Annotated in this window: 12 protein-coding genes; 7 read left to right on the top strand and 5 right to left on the bottom strand. The window is 54.8% G+C overall.

Going from position 1 to position 18,056, the window contains the following annotated elements; all coding sequences use genetic code 11:
* Nucleotides 1-450 precede the first annotated feature (450 nt).
* Complete coding sequence (locus CGLUCO_RS04895; protein WP_231286160.1) at nucleotides 451-1,329, bottom strand: SWIM zinc finger family protein; 879 nt, start codon at nucleotides 1,327-1,329, stop codon at nucleotides 451-453.
* Nucleotides 1,313-4,432 (bottom strand): DEAD/DEAH box helicase, encoded by a 3,120-nt coding sequence (locus CGLUCO_RS04890; RefSeq protein WP_084035836.1) that lies wholly within the window; start codon nucleotides 4,430-4,432, stop codon nucleotides 1,313-1,315. The genes CGLUCO_RS04895 and CGLUCO_RS04890 overlap by 17 nt, the downstream gene beginning before the upstream one ends.
* Before the next feature lie 506 nt (nucleotides 4,433-4,938).
* On the opposite strand from CGLUCO_RS04890, the gene putP reads away from it, so the two are divergent.
* The 5 genes from putP (at nucleotide 4,939) to CGLUCO_RS04865 (ending at nucleotide 10,053) form a co-directional block, all read left to right on the top strand.
* Nucleotides 4,939-6,468, top strand: coding sequence for a sodium/proline symporter PutP (gene putP / locus CGLUCO_RS04885; protein WP_005395960.1), 1,530 nt, complete (start codon nucleotides 4,939-4,941; stop codon nucleotides 6,466-6,468).
* Nucleotides 6,469-6,706: 238 nt separating this feature from the next.
* Entirely contained in the window at nucleotides 6,707-7,312 is a 606-nt protein-coding gene (locus CGLUCO_RS04880; RefSeq protein ID WP_231286186.1) for an HNH endonuclease family protein, read from the top strand.
* 99 nt (nucleotides 7,313-7,411) lie between these two features.
* Complete coding sequence (locus CGLUCO_RS04875) at nucleotides 7,412-7,882, top strand: hypothetical protein (RefSeq protein WP_005392019.1); 471 nt, start codon at nucleotides 7,412-7,414, stop codon at nucleotides 7,880-7,882.
* 546 nt (nucleotides 7,883-8,428) lie between these two features.
* Nucleotides 8,429-9,229 (top strand): Cof-type HAD-IIB family hydrolase, encoded by an 801-nt coding sequence (locus CGLUCO_RS04870; protein ID WP_005392018.1) that lies wholly within the window; start codon nucleotides 8,429-8,431, stop codon nucleotides 9,227-9,229.
* Nucleotides 9,226-10,053, top strand: coding sequence for an HAD family hydrolase (locus tag CGLUCO_RS04865; protein ID WP_005392016.1), 828 nt, complete (start codon nucleotides 9,226-9,228; stop codon nucleotides 10,051-10,053). Before CGLUCO_RS04870 ends, CGLUCO_RS04865 begins: the two co-directional genes overlap by 4 nt.
* 336 nt (nucleotides 10,054-10,389) lie before the next feature.
* On the opposite strand, the gene CGLUCO_RS04860 is transcribed toward CGLUCO_RS04865, so the two are convergent.
* Both CGLUCO_RS04860 and CGLUCO_RS04855 read right to left on the bottom strand, forming a co-directional pair.
* On the bottom strand, nucleotides 10,390-11,541 hold the full coding sequence (locus CGLUCO_RS04860; protein ID WP_084035943.1) for a YihY/virulence factor BrkB family protein: 1,152 nt from the start codon (nucleotides 11,539-11,541) through the stop codon (nucleotides 10,390-10,392).
* 262 nt (nucleotides 11,542-11,803) lie between these two features.
* On the bottom strand, nucleotides 11,804-13,960 hold the full coding sequence (locus tag CGLUCO_RS04855; protein ID WP_084035944.1) for a DEAD/DEAH box helicase: 2,157 nt from the start codon (nucleotides 13,958-13,960) through the stop codon (nucleotides 11,804-11,806).
* A 314-nt stretch (nucleotides 13,961-14,274) separates the two neighbouring features.
* On the opposite strand from CGLUCO_RS04855, the gene CGLUCO_RS04850 reads away from it, so the two are divergent.
* Both CGLUCO_RS04850 and CGLUCO_RS04845 read left to right on the top strand, forming a co-directional pair.
* Nucleotides 14,275-15,705, top strand: a complete 1,431-nt coding sequence (locus CGLUCO_RS04850; protein ID WP_005395957.1) for an amino acid permease — start codon at nucleotides 14,275-14,277, stop codon at nucleotides 15,703-15,705.
* 486 nt (nucleotides 15,706-16,191) lie between these two features.
* Nucleotides 16,192-16,608 carry a (deoxy)nucleoside triphosphate pyrophosphohydrolase gene (locus tag CGLUCO_RS04845; protein ID WP_005391999.1) on the top strand — a complete coding sequence of 139 codons (417 nt, stop codon included), beginning with the start codon at nucleotides 16,192-16,194 and terminating at the stop codon, nucleotides 16,606-16,608.
* A gap of 31 nt (nucleotides 16,609-16,639) precedes the next feature.
* On the opposite strand, the gene CGLUCO_RS04840 is transcribed toward CGLUCO_RS04845, so the two are convergent.
* Nucleotides 16,640-17,869, bottom strand: a complete 1,230-nt coding sequence (locus CGLUCO_RS04840) for an MFS transporter (RefSeq protein ID WP_005391998.1) — start codon at nucleotides 17,867-17,869, stop codon at nucleotides 16,640-16,642.
* Nucleotides 17,870-18,056 lie beyond the last annotated feature (187 nt).

The raw sequence follows: 18,056 nt of genomic DNA, 5'->3' as shown, positions 1-18,056 counted from the left end.
CTGCAGCGTCCGGGTGAATCAGTTTCTGTCCTCCACTACAACTAGTGATCATTGTCTATGTTCAATCGCATTCGGATCTGTGCTTTCCACACTACGCACCGTGTACACGCGACTGCTCGACTTTTCGAACACAAACTGTTTATCTCCCACCCCCTTTACTCCCAGCTACACCACGAGAGATATCGGAAAAGTAAGCAGTGAACGAAATCAGATAAGAACGTGCCCTGGCCCGTCACATTGCGGAACCATACCCACCGCCTATGGGCATCACCGGCAACCCAATCCCTGGAAAACAACCCCCCAATCGGTGGGGATAACACGGGGTCGGCGCGTGCGCACCATACTCCATAGCAGCTTCTGTTCCCCACCAGCTAGAGGGAAATGAGGCAGAAGCAGAGTGCTCATCTGTACCGTCAGTACGGATCGCATTCCTATTCTCTCGGTAAAGACTTAATCCATATCCTTTGTAAGCACGTAGTAGAGATCTTCTAGGTCACTGACCGCCCGCATCTGATCGATGCTGGTATAGGAGATCGCTTTGAATGCCTCACGGAGGAATGTATCGTCACCATCACTGACAGCAGGAGCTTTCCGCGGACGTGGAAGATCTGGCAGTGCGCCACCTTCCCAAAAGGTCTCCGTCGACTCCACGGCTCTCCGCTCAGACAACGTGGCAACAGATGCGGAAACCGATTGTTCGAGCTCACGAACGTCCACTCCGCGGATGTCAAAAACCTTCTTCGGATCGTCATCGAGAATGAGCGCCAGCTGGTGCGCCACCGCGACGATGTGCTTGCAGACGCGGGCAGAATCAGGGCACGTGCATCGGTAGACAAATTCTGAGCTATCCCTGGCTGCAATGATGCCAAGAACCTCACCTTCTAAAACGCCCTCATGCAGCAGCGTGGGACGCGACGCCAAGATTTCAACAAGTCGCGCAATCTCGTCTGGGGAACGGCGAGGGAAAACTATCGCGACATCAAACGGCTCATTCTGGGAGCCCGCTACATACGCGTGGACAGCGCCTGTGTCCAAGCGAATATTCGGGAGAACGCGCCCCTGTTTGGAATAATCCATGCCGCGGACAAAACGGCCTGGTTCGGCGTTCGACTGAACTGCGTCCATAATGAACCGGGCGATCGGCTGGCTCAACTCGTTTTGCGGTGAAGCAGATTTCGCCTCCGCGTACTTATTGGCCAATGCGCGTGCTCGATCGAGAGCCCCATTCTTGCGGAAATTGGCGTAGATGACGTTATCCTGGGACCGTCGATTCCGCCTCGAGCCTGGTCGATTTGCAGAGTAAGGCGGTTCACTAGAATCGTGTGACATCGTGGGCGGTCCTTTCTGCCTCAGAGCGATAGGCCATGAGCTGGCTGAGCTGTTGCGGATCGAGCTCTGTAATCCATCCTTCACCCGTTCCGACGACGGAACCAGCAAGTGCTGTCTTCTCTTCCAGCACCTTCTGGATTTTCTCCTCCAGGGTACCGGCGGCAACCATCTTGTACACGTGAACGTCGCTCTCTTGGCCAATGCGATAGGCACGGTCGGTGGCTTGGTCCTCCACGGCGGGATTCCACCAGCGGTCCATATGCACAACTTCCGTTGCAGCGGTGAGGTTCAACCCCGTTCCGCCTGCCTTCAGGGAGAGAATGAAGATGGGTGGGCCACCCTCGCTCTGGAAGTCGGCAACCATCCGTGTTCTCATCTTCTGAGGCACTCCCCCATGTAAGAAAGGAATGTCAATCCCGGTTCGCTCAGCAAGGTAGTGCTGCAGCATCGTGCCGAACGCCGTGTATTGAGTGAAGATGAGAACTCGCCGTTCACGCAGTAGAGCTGCGTCGACGATCTCCATCAGTTTCTCTACCTTTCCGGACCTGTGCTTCCCGTGATGTGTCATTTCTGAACCATCGCCAAGGAAGTGAGCAGGGTGATTGCAGATCTGCTTAATACGCGTGAGTGATGCAAGAACGATTCCGCGGTACTGGATACCACCCATCTTCTGCTCTTGGAGCTTACGCTGCACATCGTCAACGTAGCTCTTGTACAACGCAGCCTGTTCCGGGGTCATCTTCACGGTGATCACCTGTTCACGTTTCTCCGGCAATTCGTCGATAACGGCGGTATCGGTCTTCAACCTACGCAAAATAAAAGGCTGGGTGAGTGCTTGGAAGCGCCGGGCGAGATCGGAATCCTTATCTCTTTCAATCGGTCGGGCGAAGTGGTTGCGGAAAAAAGTTGCAGATCCGAGGATGCCAGGATTACAAAAATCCAAGATAGCGCGCATCTCCGAAAGCCGGTTCTCCACCGGGGTACCTGTGAGAGCAATCCGCTGTCGTGGATGGATTGACCGCACTGCGCGATGAGTTGTCGTTGACGTGTTTTTGATCGCTTGCGCCTCATCAACGATGACGTGGTCCCACTCTAGCTTTTGCAATTCAAGGAAATCCCGCACCACCGTTCCATAGGATGTGACGAGGATATGCAGGTCCTGAACCTGACGGGCCAGCTCTTCCCCTTTCTTCCTCGAGGAACCGTGGTGGAGAGCCACCTTAAGGCTGGGAACGAATCGCTCAGCCTCCGCTTTCCAGTTACTGATCACACTCGTAGGAGCGACGACTAGCGTGGGCGGGCGCTGCAGATCCTGCTCACGCTCGTAGGCAATAAGACTCAGTACCTGAAGAGTCTTCCCCAGCCCCATGTCGTCGGCAAGCACCGCCCCGAGATTCCTCGAGGACATCCAGGCGAGCCAGGCCACGCCACGTTCCTGGTAGGGGCGCAACGTAGCGGTGACAGTTGGAGGGAGATCGACAGGCTCGGGTGCGACCTGGAAACCTGTACCAACGAGAGACGCAGTCCACGAGTTACCGGTGAACTGCAGATCCTTGTTGTTCGCCTCTTGGAGTGCAAGCGCACGAATTCTCTCGATGGAGCTTTCACCCTCAACGTTGTCTGCGGTGAGCAGATTCTCCAGTTCTTCCTCGGCCTTGTCACGCTCCTTCAACAGGCCTTCCAGCACCGGATTGTGACCGGAGGGGGTCACATTGTCGGGTTTTTTCGCCTCAACAATTTTCCAGTTGAGCTTTTCAATCTTGGCTTGCAAAGCGTCAATATCATGGCCGGCGAGTTCCGCCATATATTCACGTACTCGCCTCAGCGATGCGCCGTCCACGTGCACCCACGAGCCACGGATTTTTACAAGATCCGTGCTCGAATGGATGAGCTCCCGCATCTCCGCATCCGTGAGCTCAGTGTCTCCCACAGACAGATGCCAATCGTAGGCGACAATGTTATCTAGACCGAACTTCGCCGGGCCTGTCACGCGCGCCTCGTCCGAGCTCTGCGTACGAATCTTCGCCTTCACAGATGCACTCGTCCAGGCGCGTGGGAAAAGCACCTCGAACCCGGCCGCCTTAAGCTCGTCTACATCTTCATTGACAAAAGCGAGGATCTCTTCCGTTGTCAGCTGCAGGTCCCAATCGCCATCATCAAGAGTCCGGGCAGTCCCGCGACCGTGTGCAGTGGGGTCCAACAGCGAAGTGATGGCGGTTGCCTTCGAATGCAGTTCTTTTATTTTGCGCTTTGTCCCCTGATCGTATTGGCCGATGCGGACGGGTGAGAGAACTGCGGTCCCCTCCCTCACTTTCGTACGCACGATCCATGGACTGTCACTGAGAGAATCATCCGCCCCCTCTTCTACGAGGAACACCAGTGAGACCGCAGTGGAAGTGAGGGTATCCTTCCACTTATTCAGATTGGTAATGACGTGCGGGCTGAACCGTCCCAGGGGACTGCTTGTGAGAAGCGACTGCAAAAAAGGGTGGAGATCATACGGACGCGCTTTATCCACTTCGTCTGCCAAAGCCGCATTAGTGATCCAGTGGACCCAGTGGCGCGCCACAGTCTCGGCGGCGTTAGTTGGTGTGTTCAAGACGATGATTCCTGGTGCAGCAGCCTGCATGGCGGCAAGCCAGGTGCGTTCTTCGACAGACCTAGTCAGCTCCCATTCTGGCCACCATGCATCGTCTTGGAATGAACACCGAATAACAACGCGGCCTGCATCAACAAAGCGGCCAAGTCCCGCAACCATCGTGGCTAGCCACCACAGGTCAGGTGCCAGCGAATCCTTCTGATCCTTCGGGATGCCTCGGCTTGTCCCCGCCGAGTAGACCTCCTCTAGGAGGAGGATTGCTTCCTTCGGAGCGAGAGCTGCTGTGGGGATCCGCAAACTAACTTTGTTTTCTTTGGGGGTAAGAAGAACCGCGCTGTACAGTCTCGTAAAGGCGTGCCTGGAGACAAGGTTTTCAATCGCTGGCGGAAAAGTCTGGTCTGGAACCTCATCGGGCCTTACCACCTTGTGCCCAATCACCCGTTCAATCCATAGACGGAGCCCACCGGAAGGCTCGAAAAGTCCGTGCAATTTAAAGGCGACCATAGACTCCTTTTTACCAGGCGCGCATCTCACGTCCCGTATCGGTTTAGAACGAATGTACACCGAAGCCATAGTTGGGATTGCCCACATGTGATGCAAGCATTGAGAGCGCTGTTTATCGTGGCGGCTTCCTACGTGCCTGGTATTTGCCATACGTGATCGCTAGGGACCGCACGGTGACTACTCGTGTGCCTGGCTATAGGTCGTTTCCTCCACATACCAAACCGTCGGCTTCGCATACACCCAATGTGGCGTGGCACATGTGGTTGAATTCCCCGCTACGCACTTTGGCCCATGTCCATCATTTATGAACAGAAAAACATGCGGCAGAATGCTTCTTTCCGCATCTTCCCCTTTTTTCCGCAAAACAGTAACAACAGCTGGCGCATCTTGGTCACAATTTGGAAACTTCATTTCACTTAATGAAACTTTCGTGGTTAGTTAGAGTTCTAGAGATCTCTTGTACCCACCAGTAACAGGTGCGCCGCCGAGGAAAGGTTTAGACCCCTATGAACGTCTCAATAACCGAACACACATGGTTTATTATCGCAATCATCCTGTATATGCTCCTCATGCTCGCAATTGGGTATTGGAGCTACCGGCAGACGGATCGCTATGACGAATACATGCTCGCCGGTCGTTCTCTCGGCCCGGTTGTCGCCGCTCTTTCCGCAGGTGCTGCGGATATGAGTGGGTGGCTCCTCATGGGGCTACCCGGCGCGCTTTTTGTCACAGGCTTGTCCGAGATCTGGATTGCCGTCGGTCTCTGCATCGGCGCAGCGGTGAACTGGCGGATGGTAGCACCGCGACTACGCGCGTACACGGAGGTCGCCGGCAACTCGATTACGATTCCCAGCTTCTTGGAGAATCGGTTGCGTGATTCATCGCATGTGTTGCGCATCGTCGCGTCCCTCGTCATCTTGGTGTTCTTTACGTTCTATGTTTCCAGTGGCATGGTGTCCGGCGGTAAGTACTTTGAATCTACTTTTGGCGGGTCGTATCTCGATGGCATGCTCATCATCGCGTTCGTTACGGTGGCGTACACATTTATCGGTGGGTTCCTTGCTGTTAGCTACACCGATACCGTCCAGGGCATGATTATGTTCGGTGCGCTGGTGCTTGTTCCTATCGGCGCGTACGTCCTCATCGGCGGAGATTACGATATCTTCAGCTACGCGACACAACACCCCTACGGTCCGCATCCGAGTGGGAACCCGACGTACTTCTCTTTGTTCAGTGGCATTTCTGCGGCGGCAATCATCGGTAACCTCGCTTGGGGCCTCGGGTACTTCGGCCAGCCACACATCATTGTCCGGTTCATGGCTCTGCGCTCCCCCAAGGAGGCACGCTCCGGGATGTTCGTGACAGTGTTCTGGATGGTCATCTGCGCGCTGGGAGCCGCTGGTACGGCTCTTGTCGGCACGGTCTTCTTCGGTGCATACCCTGACCACACGGTGACGGATCAAACGTCTTACGAGACTATCTTCCTTGACATGGGCCGGATGCTTTTCCATCCGTTGATTGGCGGTCTGGTGCTCACTGCAGTCCTCGCAGCTATCATGTCGACGATGGCCTCACAGCTCCTGGTCGTCTCGTCGGCCCTCATTGAGGACCTATACAAAATCACCACAAAGCGTACGCTTTCCGACGGTCTCCTCATGAACTTGTCTCGCACCGCTGTCGTTGCTGTGGCAATCATCGCAGCCTTACTCGCTATCAATCCCAGCGATTCGATTCTGAGCCTCGTTGGGTTCGCCTGGGCTGGCTTTGGTTCAGCTTTCGGCCCTGTTATCCTCGCATCACTGTTCTGGAAGCGACTGACGGTTCCGGGGGCTATTGCAGGGATGATCACAGGAACGGTTATCGTATTCGCCTGGGGAAATTCGGTTCTCAGCGACTGGCTATATGAAATCGTCCCGGGTTTTATCGGCGCGGGCCTCGTCCTTATCGTCGTGTCTCTTCTCACCAAGTCTCCGTCAACGCACATTCTTGACGAGTTTGACCAGGCTAAGACGCTGGCAGTGTCGGGTGATTTTTGAGGCTTAACACTGCAGCACAGATTCGGTCGCGGAAGGAAAAACTCTACCGCGCGTAGCTCTCGCTGAGCGGGATGGTGGAATACACCACCCCGCCGGAGGGAACCGATAGGTGCCCGCGCATCGTCTAACCGGTGTGAAGATTTTCCGACGCATTTTGCTTACGATCACGCTGGCGCTGACTCTCACTTCATCCGTTCCCACTGCTGTGGTCTTCTCACCGCTTTTCGACGATTCCAACATGGCCACCATTGCTTCTACCAAACAGCAACACAGATTCGATCTTGTCCGTCATCTACCACCCGTACAGGCGACAATAGGCACAGTCAGCACGACACCACCTCGTGTGCATGTCCTTGGGTATTCCCGTGATGAGTTTGGGCATGGCTGGGCTTCAGCGAGAGCCTGCACAACCCGTGAACTTGTCATTGCTGTTTCTATACCCGGCGCTCGTCTCAACAAAAAGACGTGCCAACTCGACGGTGGCAGTAGTGTCGACCCCTATTCGGGAGACCACATTACATCGCGGAGTGCTCTTGAACTCGATCACGTCATTCCTCTATCGGCAGCATGGGACTTGGGGGCCTTTGCGTGGAGCGAACAAAAACGCATCGCATTTGCCAACGATCCCCTTAACCTGGTTATAGTTTCGAAACAGCAGAATCAGGCTAAGTCAGATCACCTCCCGAACGAGTGGCTACCACCAAACAGATGGGCACGATGCTGGTACGCGCGGAGAGTGTCAGCCGTTGCTTCCTCCTACGGTCTTCCCCTCCCGGAAGCAGATAAGAATACTCTTAAGAAGCAGTGCATTATTCGAGATTTTTTACAAATGTCGCTAGAGTGATGGGGTCCAAAACCCACGAGCGTTTTGGGTTAGCAAAATGGTCCAGGCGGAAAACAATGTCGCTCTGGGCTCACAAATCAGAACGAAAGGCCTCTCCGAGTGACCACACTTTTCACTATTCTGCATGTTGTCGCCGCGATCCTATTTCTGGGTCCAGTGACCGTCGCTGTTTCAACTTTCCACAAGTACGCGCTCGAGGCTGACAACGGCAAGGACCGCGCCAAGGGGACTGCTAGTCTCCTGCACCGCATCACCCGCGTTTACGGAATGGGGTCTCTCCTCGTTCCTCTTCTTGGCTTTGCGGTCATGGTCAGTGACTGGGCGACGTACAAGTCCTACTACCTGATCCACACAGGAATTCTGCTCTCTCTTATCGCTTGGGCAATCCTCTTCTTCCTGATACTCCCCCTGCAGACGAAGTGCATTCACCAGCTCGGTCTTGCAGAGGCCGGTTCGGATCCCATTGACCTTTCGGGCTTCCACCTTACGAAGGCTGCGAAGAAGCTTCCGATGTATGGCGGAATCTTCTCCGCTCTCTGGCTCATTACCGCGATCCTGATGTTCTTCTAAAACACACGAATCCATCATGCGGCACGCGCGATGCGTGCCGCTTATTTTTTGCCAGCGTTGAGCCCAGCTACCACTCACCCCAACCATGTCATCGCTGGACTGTGCTCCACCACGCGCACTCTACAGCCACGTGCATGACAGGCCAACCACACAACGGCGAAGTCACAACGGCCACAGCCACGTGAGCAGTGGACCTGCGACTTGCTAGAGACTTGCTAGCTAGTTATGAGCTGTTATGAGCCTGCTCTTACCCGAAGCTACGCATGAACGTTCGTGGGCATTCCTCGTTAATCAGCCACATAGGAGCATGAAGCCTCACGTTTGTTCGGTAGTCTGAATGTGCAGAACGTGAACACAGATGGATGACCTTTCACATTAAACTCGTAACGCGAAGGTAGACATCTACAGGTTCCCGATACGTCCCACTGTGGAGGTAGCTCCTATGGTTACGTGTCGGTCGATAACATAAGCAATCAACGCTCCCACAGCAAGACGCGTACTGTTCGCTTTAGAAACACGCGAACCCACGCATAGGAAAGGATTACGGTGGCTTTTCGTCTCGTCGCCTTGGACATGGATGGCACTCTGCTAACGCCAGAAGGTGATATCCCCGCTGAGTTTCCCGAGCTCGCCCACGAGCTCATTGGCAAAGGAGTAAAAATTGTCCCGGCTTCAGGCCGACAACTCGCAACCCTCCGAGGCCAATTCGAGGGGATTACCGATTCGTTCATTGCCGAAAACGGTGCCGTGGTCGCAGTCGGCGGGCGGATAATCGCCACCCATACAATTCCCGTTGAGTACACACAACGTTTGCTTGCTGCCGTGGAAGACATGGACGATCCAAACTTCGGACTCGTCTTATGCCACCCCTCCACCGCCTATGTCACCCGTAGCGACGAGGAGTTCCTCGCCGAATGCTCCAAGTATTACCGTTCCCTCGAGCTCGCTCCGGAGCTGTCTCGCTACGCTACCGACGATGTCATCAAAATCGCCGTCTACGACTTTGACTCTGCCGAGGACAACACCACCCCACTGATGTCCGAAATTCTTCCAGAGCTGACAGTCGTCACTTCCGGTCAGCATTGGACCGATATCATGACGCCCGGAGTTCACAAAGGAATCGCTATTGCTGACCTATGTGACGCATTGGCTTTGAAGAAAGATCAGGTCATCGCCTTTGGTGACTACCTCAACGATTACGAACTCCTGGCTGCTGCGGGAACATCATATGGCATGGAAAATGGGCACCCGGAGGTCAAGGAGATAGCGACGCACATCGCTCCTTCGAACGCCGACAACGGAGTGATCACTGTTCTACGAAAACTCATGAAGGACGGCGAACTGTGAAGCTTCTCGCCTGCGATATGGACGGCACCCTCCTGACGCCATCGGGGAAATTACCAGATGGGTTCTGGGATCTCATGGACGACATTGCAGAAGAAAACAGGAGCCGCCGTTCAGAAGATGCAATCATTTTCCTCCCCGCCTCCGGCCGTTCCCTGCCTACGTTGAGAGGTTTGTTCACCCCTCCAGGGCAGTCCCCTGCTCTCGACTATTTCCTTGCAGGAAACGGCTGTGTCCTCTCGTCCCATGGAGTTGTGGAAACCGTAGCGAGGATTGAACCTGAAGTCGCCACCAGAGTGCTTGAAGCAGCGGCCTCATACCCTCAGAAACTCTGGGTGATCATGCACTTTCCTGAACGCACCGTAGCCCCCCGCGATCCTGAATTCCTCGAATTTCTCACCCACTACACCACACACCTAGCGGTTGTAGATTCTCTCGCTGATGTCGACCTGAATAACGTTGTGAACATGTCCATTTACCAGCCAGAGGACCCCTCCCATGGTCCGTGGGACTACATCCGCAATGAGTTTCCTGAACTCGAGGTGCTTGAATCCTCCGGAGACTGGTGCGACATCATGCCACCAAACGTAGACAAAGGTACTGGTCTCGAGTTCATCAAAGCGAAGCTGGGTGTGACAACGCAGGAAACCTTCTGTTTCGTGGATTATTTTAACGATGTCGGACTCATAGCTCCCTCCGGAAGATCCTTTGCGATGTCCAATGCGCATCCAGACGTCAAAGCCGCGTGCACCGACATCATTGGTTCCAATGCGGAAGGCGCAGTCATAACCACTATTCGTGACGGAATAAAACAAGGGTGGCTGTGACTCGTCAGGCTTGAGTAACCTTTACACCTTCTCCACATCCCCTCCAATTTTCGCCTGAGCTCGTTTTTCATCTGCATTACCAAGCACCCTCAGTACAGAGTGCCCACTATGCTGAGCAGCACCACATTTCCAGGCGTACAGATTGGAAGAAATTGGTCAAGAAAAGTCTCTGGCGCAATCGATGAATAACCACCGATTACATCCACAACTGAGGTACATCCACCACTGAGGAAAATTCCCTCGAGCGCACGGGACTGGAAGCGCCGGTGGCATCCAACAGCAAAAAGGATCGACTAGTTCAGAACGATGATTCCAGCGGAGGTGGCGGTCTTTATCTTACTTCTGTCCGTGACCGGCGCGGTGCTTGATCACCCGCGCTGATTCTTCCAATTTAGTTTGTACCTCGGCGTATTTCTGGGCGGCTGTGCTAGAACGAGGAGGAGCTTGGATAAAGCGTTCGGAGTCATAACCCATCTGCAGTTCCTTGGCCCGAAGAACCTCAGCATCCAATTTGATGCCGATAAGCAGGAGGATATTCATAATCCAGCAGGCGAAGATCACAGCAATAATCGTTCCGATTGCACCGTAGGCACTTGATCCTGCAAAAAATTGCAAATAGAGGCCAAGCAGCCACCAGGTGATGCCGATCGTTACGACTGAAACAGCGGAGCCGACAGTTAGCCAGCGGAAATGCTGAGGTCGTACATTCGGCGCAAAGTAGTAAAGGACTGCGACGAGGGTAAGAGCGATAAGAGCAATCACTGGAATGCGAATCCACACCCAGATAGGAAGAAAAATTCCGGTGAGAAAATCAAGTTCTTCAACGAGCCCCAGGGGATCTGCAATGGGTTCAAAAACAGCCAGAACCACTGATTGCCGCAAAAGAAGTGCACCAACTATGATGACGGCACCGATGACCATAAGAAATGTGATGCCCCACATCGTCAGCCATGTAGGAATGACGGTCCGTCCCTCTACCCTGCCGTAGATGAAGTTTGCACTGCGCGCAAATGCTCGCACCCAGGCAGACGATGAGAACAGCGCGATAAGAACAGCCAACACCAGGGCCCACGTGCCTTCGGCAGCTGAACCCACAATGACATCCACCACAGCTCTTACATGGTCTGCGATCTCCGACGGCACATACCTTGCGATGGCCTCCTGTGTCAGATTGGTTACCTGACGCTCATTACGAGCAAATATGAGTGTGGCAATGGAATACGCGGCGAGCACAGTCGGAGCGGCAGTGAGGAACATGAAGAAAGCAAGCACAGCCGCGCGGTCCATGATCGCATCGAGGATAAAGTCGCTCCACGTCCTCCTCAACACGAGCTTCCAGCTGTCCTTTGTCAATGTGTTACCGCGCGTTAGAGGGTTACGCCCGGGATCCTGCGGCTCAATCGACTCGACCCTATTGCCGCCCATTGGGACGACAAACTCTAACCGTTGTGTAGTGCCTCTATCAGGCTTGCCGTCCTCACTCGTCATACCTCGTAACACTAGTGGACAGTGCTCGGCCCTGGGAAATGTTTTGCCCAAATCCGCCATTTTAGAAAGCTGGATGGCTACGCATTCCTCATTCACAAGCACTCGGCCAGATGTTAACTGGTCTTAGTACATGGTTCTACTTCGACAACCTTGATGCCCGTGCGCTTTGCGCGCATTTTTGATTGCGTGCAGTTATAAGCGCCAAAAAGACCACAGAGAGACGGCATATCCACCGGCACCTCTGTGGCCCTGAGTTTTTTACTTAGTAGCGATCCCGACCGCGACCGCCTCCACGGCGATCGTTGCGATCACGCCAATTTCCACGACCGTTGCGCCGATCGCTACGCCCGTAGCCACCGCGATCGTTGCGATCTCCGCGGTCACGGCCACCTCGGTCACGACCACCGCGACCGTAGCCACCGCGATTGCCTCGGCCACCACTGCGGTTACCACGAGAGATGTAGCCATCTGGATCCCGACGGATCTCGATGTTGCGACCACCGATTTCTGTGTCAGCCAAGCGATCCAGGACATCGTCGCCAAGCCCCTTGGGAAGCTCTACCAACGAGAAGCTCTGCTGGATGTCGATCCGACCGAAGTCGCGGTTAGACAGTCCACCTTCGTTAGCAATAGCGCCAACGATTGCACCCGGGCGTACGTGATCGCGACGACCCACCTGAAGACGGTAGATTTCAAAATCACTGTCCGGACGTGCAGGTCCGTTGTCACGCTGCCGACGTCCACCGTCGCGGTCTCTATCGCGCCGTTCCCGTCGCTTGTCCTTCGGAGGCTCCTTCATGAGGAATTCCTCGTTGGACTGAGCCTGCGCCGCCAACGCTGCAGCAATGTCCTCGAGTGGCACATCGTGCGCATCCGAGTACTGCTTCACGAGGCTACGGAACAGACCAAGCTGGGAATCTTCCAGCGCCTCCGTGATGGAGTCTGCGAACTTCTCCTTGCGGGACTCATTTACCTCGTCCACTGTAGGAAGTTGCATTTCCTCAAGGGTCGCGTTGGTCACGCGCTCAATCGAGCGGAGCATACGGCGTTCACGTGGCGTGACGAACAGAATCGCCTCGCCGGTCCGGCCAGCGCGGCCGGTGCGCCCAATGCGGTGAATGTAGCTCTCCGTGTCATGCGGAATGTCGTAGTTAAGAACGTGGGAGATGCGATCCACATCCAGACCACGCGCCGCGACATCGGTTGCAACAAGGATGTCCAGGCGACCGTCGCGCAGCTGGTCTACCGTGCGCTCACGCTGCTGTTGCGCGATATCTCCGTTGATTGCCTGTGCGGAAAAACCACGTGCACGAAGCTTCTCGGCGAGCTCCTCCGTCTCGTACTTCGTACGGACGAAGATGATCATCGCCTCAAATTCAGTGACCTCGAGAATGCGGGTCAGTGCATCCAGCTTATTGCGATGAGCGACATTCAAATACCGCTGTGAGATGTTCGTGTTGGTTCGTGTCTCTGCCTTGACCGTGACCTCGTACGGATCATCCAGGTACTGCTGGGAGAGTCGACGAATCGCATTCGGCATGGTCGCCGAAAACAGCGCCACCTGCTTCTTGTCTGGGGTGTCCTCCAGGATGCGCTCAACATCCTCTTGGAAGCCCATGTTGAGCATCTCGTCCGCTTCGTCGAGGACGAGATAGTCCAGGTGCGAAATGTCGAGGGACCCCTTCTTCAGGTGGTCGATGACACGGCCCGGGGTACCCACGATGATGTGCGCACCACGACGCAGGCCTGACAGCTGGATGCCATAGGCTTGCCCGCCGTAAATCGGCAGGACGTTGATTCCGCCTACGTGGTCAGCGAATTCCTGGAATGCATCCGCCACCTGGAGAGCAAGCTCACGGGTCGGTGCCAACACGAGCGCCTGAGGCGATCGGTTGGATTTGTCGATACGGGCAATGATCGGCAACGCGAAGGCCGCCGTTTTGCCCGTACCGGTTTGTGCTAGGCCCACAACATCGCGCCCGTCCAGGAGAGCGGGAATCGTCCGCGCCTGGATAGGTGACGGTGTTTCGAAGCCAACCTTCCTCACGGCTTCGAGGATGTCTGAAGGCAGACCCAGCTTGTCAAAGGATAGGTCAGTGGAGTCGGTGCCCTCAGAATTTTCCGCAGCCCTGGCATCTTCATCATCTGCAGACTGTGTGGAGGAGGCATCATCGGTGGTTTCCGATTCAGTAGATGCCTGGCCCTCTGCGTCCCGCGTATCCTCATTCCCTTCGACGTTCTCAGAAACGATAACGTCCTCCGCAGACACGTCTGCGGTAGGAACATCGTTCTCGGAGTAGTCGGTGGAAGAAATGGTAGCGGTGTCGTCTGCGACGCCATGCGAAGTTTCCTGAGTGTCCGACGAAATTACGTTATCCGGCTCGTTTACGCCGCCGGAGGCGTTTTCGGGATTACTCATTGCCCGTTCACTGTAGTCGTTTGCAGGAAAAATTGAAAGTACAGAGGCGCTCTTGTCATTTTTCCACGAGCCAGCCAACGCTGTGATCCCAACCACCCTGGTGCCGCGCCTTTCATATTTTAGGTGCCGACCAGTTAAGATAATCTCCACGTTTGTCACTTCACAAAAACTTAACTTGGTTGTGATCGCGTTCCTCCCGGCATCGACCAAGACCAAGCTGCACAGGCAACGGCACTTGTGAGTTTTTGGAGATGTAGGAACCAAACGCATGACAGCCAGTTTTTGGATACAACTACGAGCAAGAAAGTGCTTATATGAACCGTAAGGACTCGTCCTCAGTCGGCACATCACGCAGGTATGCGCCTGCCACTTCCATCACGCGTGGATTGAATGCTCGTCATATCCATTTCATCGCGTTGGGCTCCGCCATCGGTACAGGCCTGTTTTACGGATCTGCAGGTGCCATTCAGGCAGCGGGACCATCAGTGCTCCTCGTCTATCTCCTCGGCGGAATCGTTGTTTATTTCATGCTCCGCGCGCTCGGCGAGATGGCCGTAGCTCTTCCCGTATCTGGCTCTTTTGCTGAGTACGCGAGGAAGTATCTCGGTGGCTGGGCGGGCTACATCACTGGGTGGATGTACGCCTTCGAAATGATCATTGTGTGCCTAGCGGACCTCACAGCAATCGGCACGTACATGAAATTCTGGTTTCCCCAATCCGACGCATGGATCTGGGTCGCCGTCACCCTCCTCATCGTTGGTGCTGCCAACTTGGCGAGTTCCCGATGGTTCGGTGAGCTGGAGTTTGGCTTCACGATCATAAAGGTTACGGCCGTAGTGGCCATGATCATCGGTGGCGCACTCATTCTCATTTTCGGCCTCGGCAACGGAGCCCACAATGTTGGCATCGACAACCTCTGGAACGATGGAGGATTTTTCCCCAACGGTGCCAGTGGAATGATCAGCGCATTCATTCTCGTTCTGTTTGCGTTCGGTGGAACGGAAATCATCGGTGTCACTGCTGGCGACGCTGAGCACCCGGAGAAGCACATTCCTCAGGCAGTTAACACTGTTCCTGTCCGCATTCTGCTTTTCTACGTTCTGACTATTTTCGTAATCGTCACGATCAATCCGTGGCGAACCATCACCGGCGAGGAAAGCCCCTTCGTGCAGATCTTCTCCTCACTGGGGGTCAACTGGGCTGCTGCACTACTCAACGTAGTCGTCATCACTGCAGCTCTGTCCGCGATCAATTCCGATTTGTTCGGCGCAGGAAGGATCATGACAGGCATGGCCAAGCAGGGTCTAGCACCTCGCTTTATGGCAAAGGAAAGCCGAGGCGTTCCGGTAGCCACCGTCGGTACGCTCATTGCTGTCCTTATCGTTGGCGTTGCGTTGAACTACTTCGTTCCCGAGTCGCTCTTCTCCAAGATCGCAGCACTGGCAACGTTCGCCACAATTTTCGTATGGCTCATGATTCTTCTCGCACACGTTGCTTCCCGCCGACAGATGTCCCCCACAGAGGTAGAACAGCTAGCATTCCGCGTACCTTTCTGGCCATACGGGCAGTACTTCTCCATTGCATTTATCGTGTTCACCTTCGGCATTATGGCGTGGGAACCCGAATTCTGGAGCGCCCTCGCCGCCGGTGCAGCGTTCATTGTCATCATGACCATCGTCTACTACGCCACTCGCCACAACCACGACGCAGAAGGAACGGAGGATTTCGCCTTCCCAACTGCGTAGGGATACGAATTTCGAGGCGTGAATAGATAAACGATAGACAATCCCCGCCACAGAACCTCTCAGGCTTGAGAGATAGAAGGCGGGGATTTCTCTATCTCTCATGCCCGGATAGTCTTCCGAATGAGCCCTCTTGATGGTTTTTCCTCATAGTGGTGTGCACTCAACCGATGAGGCCGAAAACTTGTGTCGGGGAAGCAGGGTAAGGCGATCCCGCATGAGACATCCCATCACAAATGTCCGCCATGATGGTCCGCCACAATTGCCCGCCGTAACATTCGGTCTCCCCAATCAATTTCCCCTCCGCCCCCTCGTCGTTTGTCCACCTAAAACTAGCAGGCGCCACTGGCGAGAGCGCCGGAGACGCAGTGGTGGAAAAACATAAGCGGCTCGGCAAAACCTAACAGGCTACAGTTGGGTGGAGGAAATGCCCCCTCGTCGAGTTTGATGTGGGAGTGCACAAAACGGGTTTAGAAAGGCTAAGGACCGATGAAGCACACATCTCCTCTCGCTGTCGTCGGCGGGGCGATCCTCCGCGAAAACAATGGTGACATCGAAGTCCTTGCCGCTAAGCGAGGGCCAGGGCGCGCAATGAGCGGCTACTGGGAATTCCCCGGAGGCAAGGTTGAAGAAGGCGAGACAGAAGAGGAAGCACTCTCCCGTGAGCTGCTGGAGGAACTCGACATCACCGTAGCGGTGAAAAGTCACATTGATACATCGCTCTACTCCTATGATTTTGGGGAGATAGCGCTGTCTGTTTACGTGTGCACGATCACCTGTGGCGAGCCGACTGCATCTGAACACCAGTCATTGGATTGGATCCCCGTTCCCGATCTCGTAAACCTCACGTGGGCGCCGGCAGACATACCGGCGATGAAAAAACTCACCGATACTCTCGGTAGTTAAATCTCGACACCGGCCGGGCACTGGAGCAGGCTTACCTACGGCTGATCCGCTTGGATGCAAGTGTCTCTTCGCCCCACATCCACGCCACTGTTGCCAGAACTCCCACGATCGCGCAGGATGCGAACGCCGCCTTATAGCCACTGATGTCCACCAATGTTCCGGCGAGAACTGGCCCAATGATGGAGCCCAAATCTTGAGACATCTGGAAATTAGCTAACACTTTTCCGCCTGAGCGCTTGTTCCCTACCACGTCGGCCAGCACTGCTTGCTGCGATGGATTGAGCATTCCTGCGCCTCCACCGGCGAGAAGCGAGAAAAGAAGGACCTCCCACGATGCTATCGACCAGCCCAAGAGACCAGTAAAAATCAGGTTAACGAGGAGTCCGGCGATAATAAGTGGCTTGCGCCCTATCCGATCCGCACCGCGTCCGGCGAACTGTTGTGCGGTGGCATTCCCAAGCGCGAAGGTGGCAAGAGCGATTCCGGAGACAGCGGCCCCGCGCTCAAATAAGCTCGCAGCAAACAGTGGAAGGATTGCAACCCTGCATCCAATGTTGATCCATCCATTAGCAAATCCCGATGCCAATGATGCCCGATAAGCTGAACTTTTAACCGCCTCTTTGAACTTCATGGGCGGATAGTCGTTGGCGTGTTCTACTGCAGAGATCTTATTCGGATCCAAGAACTTCCACACAACTCCCGCTGCGACGAGAACTCCTACCCCATAGATGAAAAATGGAGCACGCATCCCGATCGCAGAAGCCGCTGCGCCAATGACCGGGCCAAGCACGTTTCCGAGCAAGAAGGCAGTGGCATATAGCGAGCTCGCGCGGCCACGCTTGGATGGCGGTGCCAACCGGACGATGAGCCCCATTGCGGAGACAGTAAACATTGTGGAACCGAATCCACCCAATGCACGGCATAACAGCATGTGCCAGTAATCCTGGGCGAATGCGATGGCACCTGTTGTAACTCCAACGATGATAAGTCCGGTGAGATATACCTTTCGAGAACCAAAGCGATCGATGATCCCTCCGGTTGCCGGAGCGAAGATTAAGCGGGACAGTGCGAAAACACTGATGATGGCGCTGGCAGCAGCCATAGAAACGTCGAAGGAGCGAGCGAACTCGGGGATGATCGGCGCAATGAGTCCGAACCCCAGGGCGATGATGAAAGCTGCGACGACGAGAATCCAGATCTCTTTGGGAATGTCCCCTGAACTCTTCTTCACCCTCGTATCGCTCATGTCTCTCACAATCATTAAGGATAACCAGTTAAGCGGTAAAGCCCAATCCTCATAGCTAAGACCTCAGTATGCAGTGGTGCGACCCTTTGCAGGCGCATGGTCGCATGTTCGCATGCTCATCGCGACTAAGCATTCTCATCATTGCCCCCGTGCTGTCACCCCGTGACAGCGAACCCTTTTTTCGCATTTCCTTTCCCTCAAA

The sequence above is a fragment of the Corynebacterium glucuronolyticum DSM 44120 genome, from assembly GCF_030440595.1.
Classification (GTDB): Bacteria; Actinomycetota; Actinomycetes; order Mycobacteriales; family Mycobacteriaceae; genus Corynebacterium; species Corynebacterium glucuronolyticum.
The sequence above is the reverse complement of the archived record's forward strand: the minus strand, read 5'-3'. Positions and strand labels throughout refer to the sequence as shown.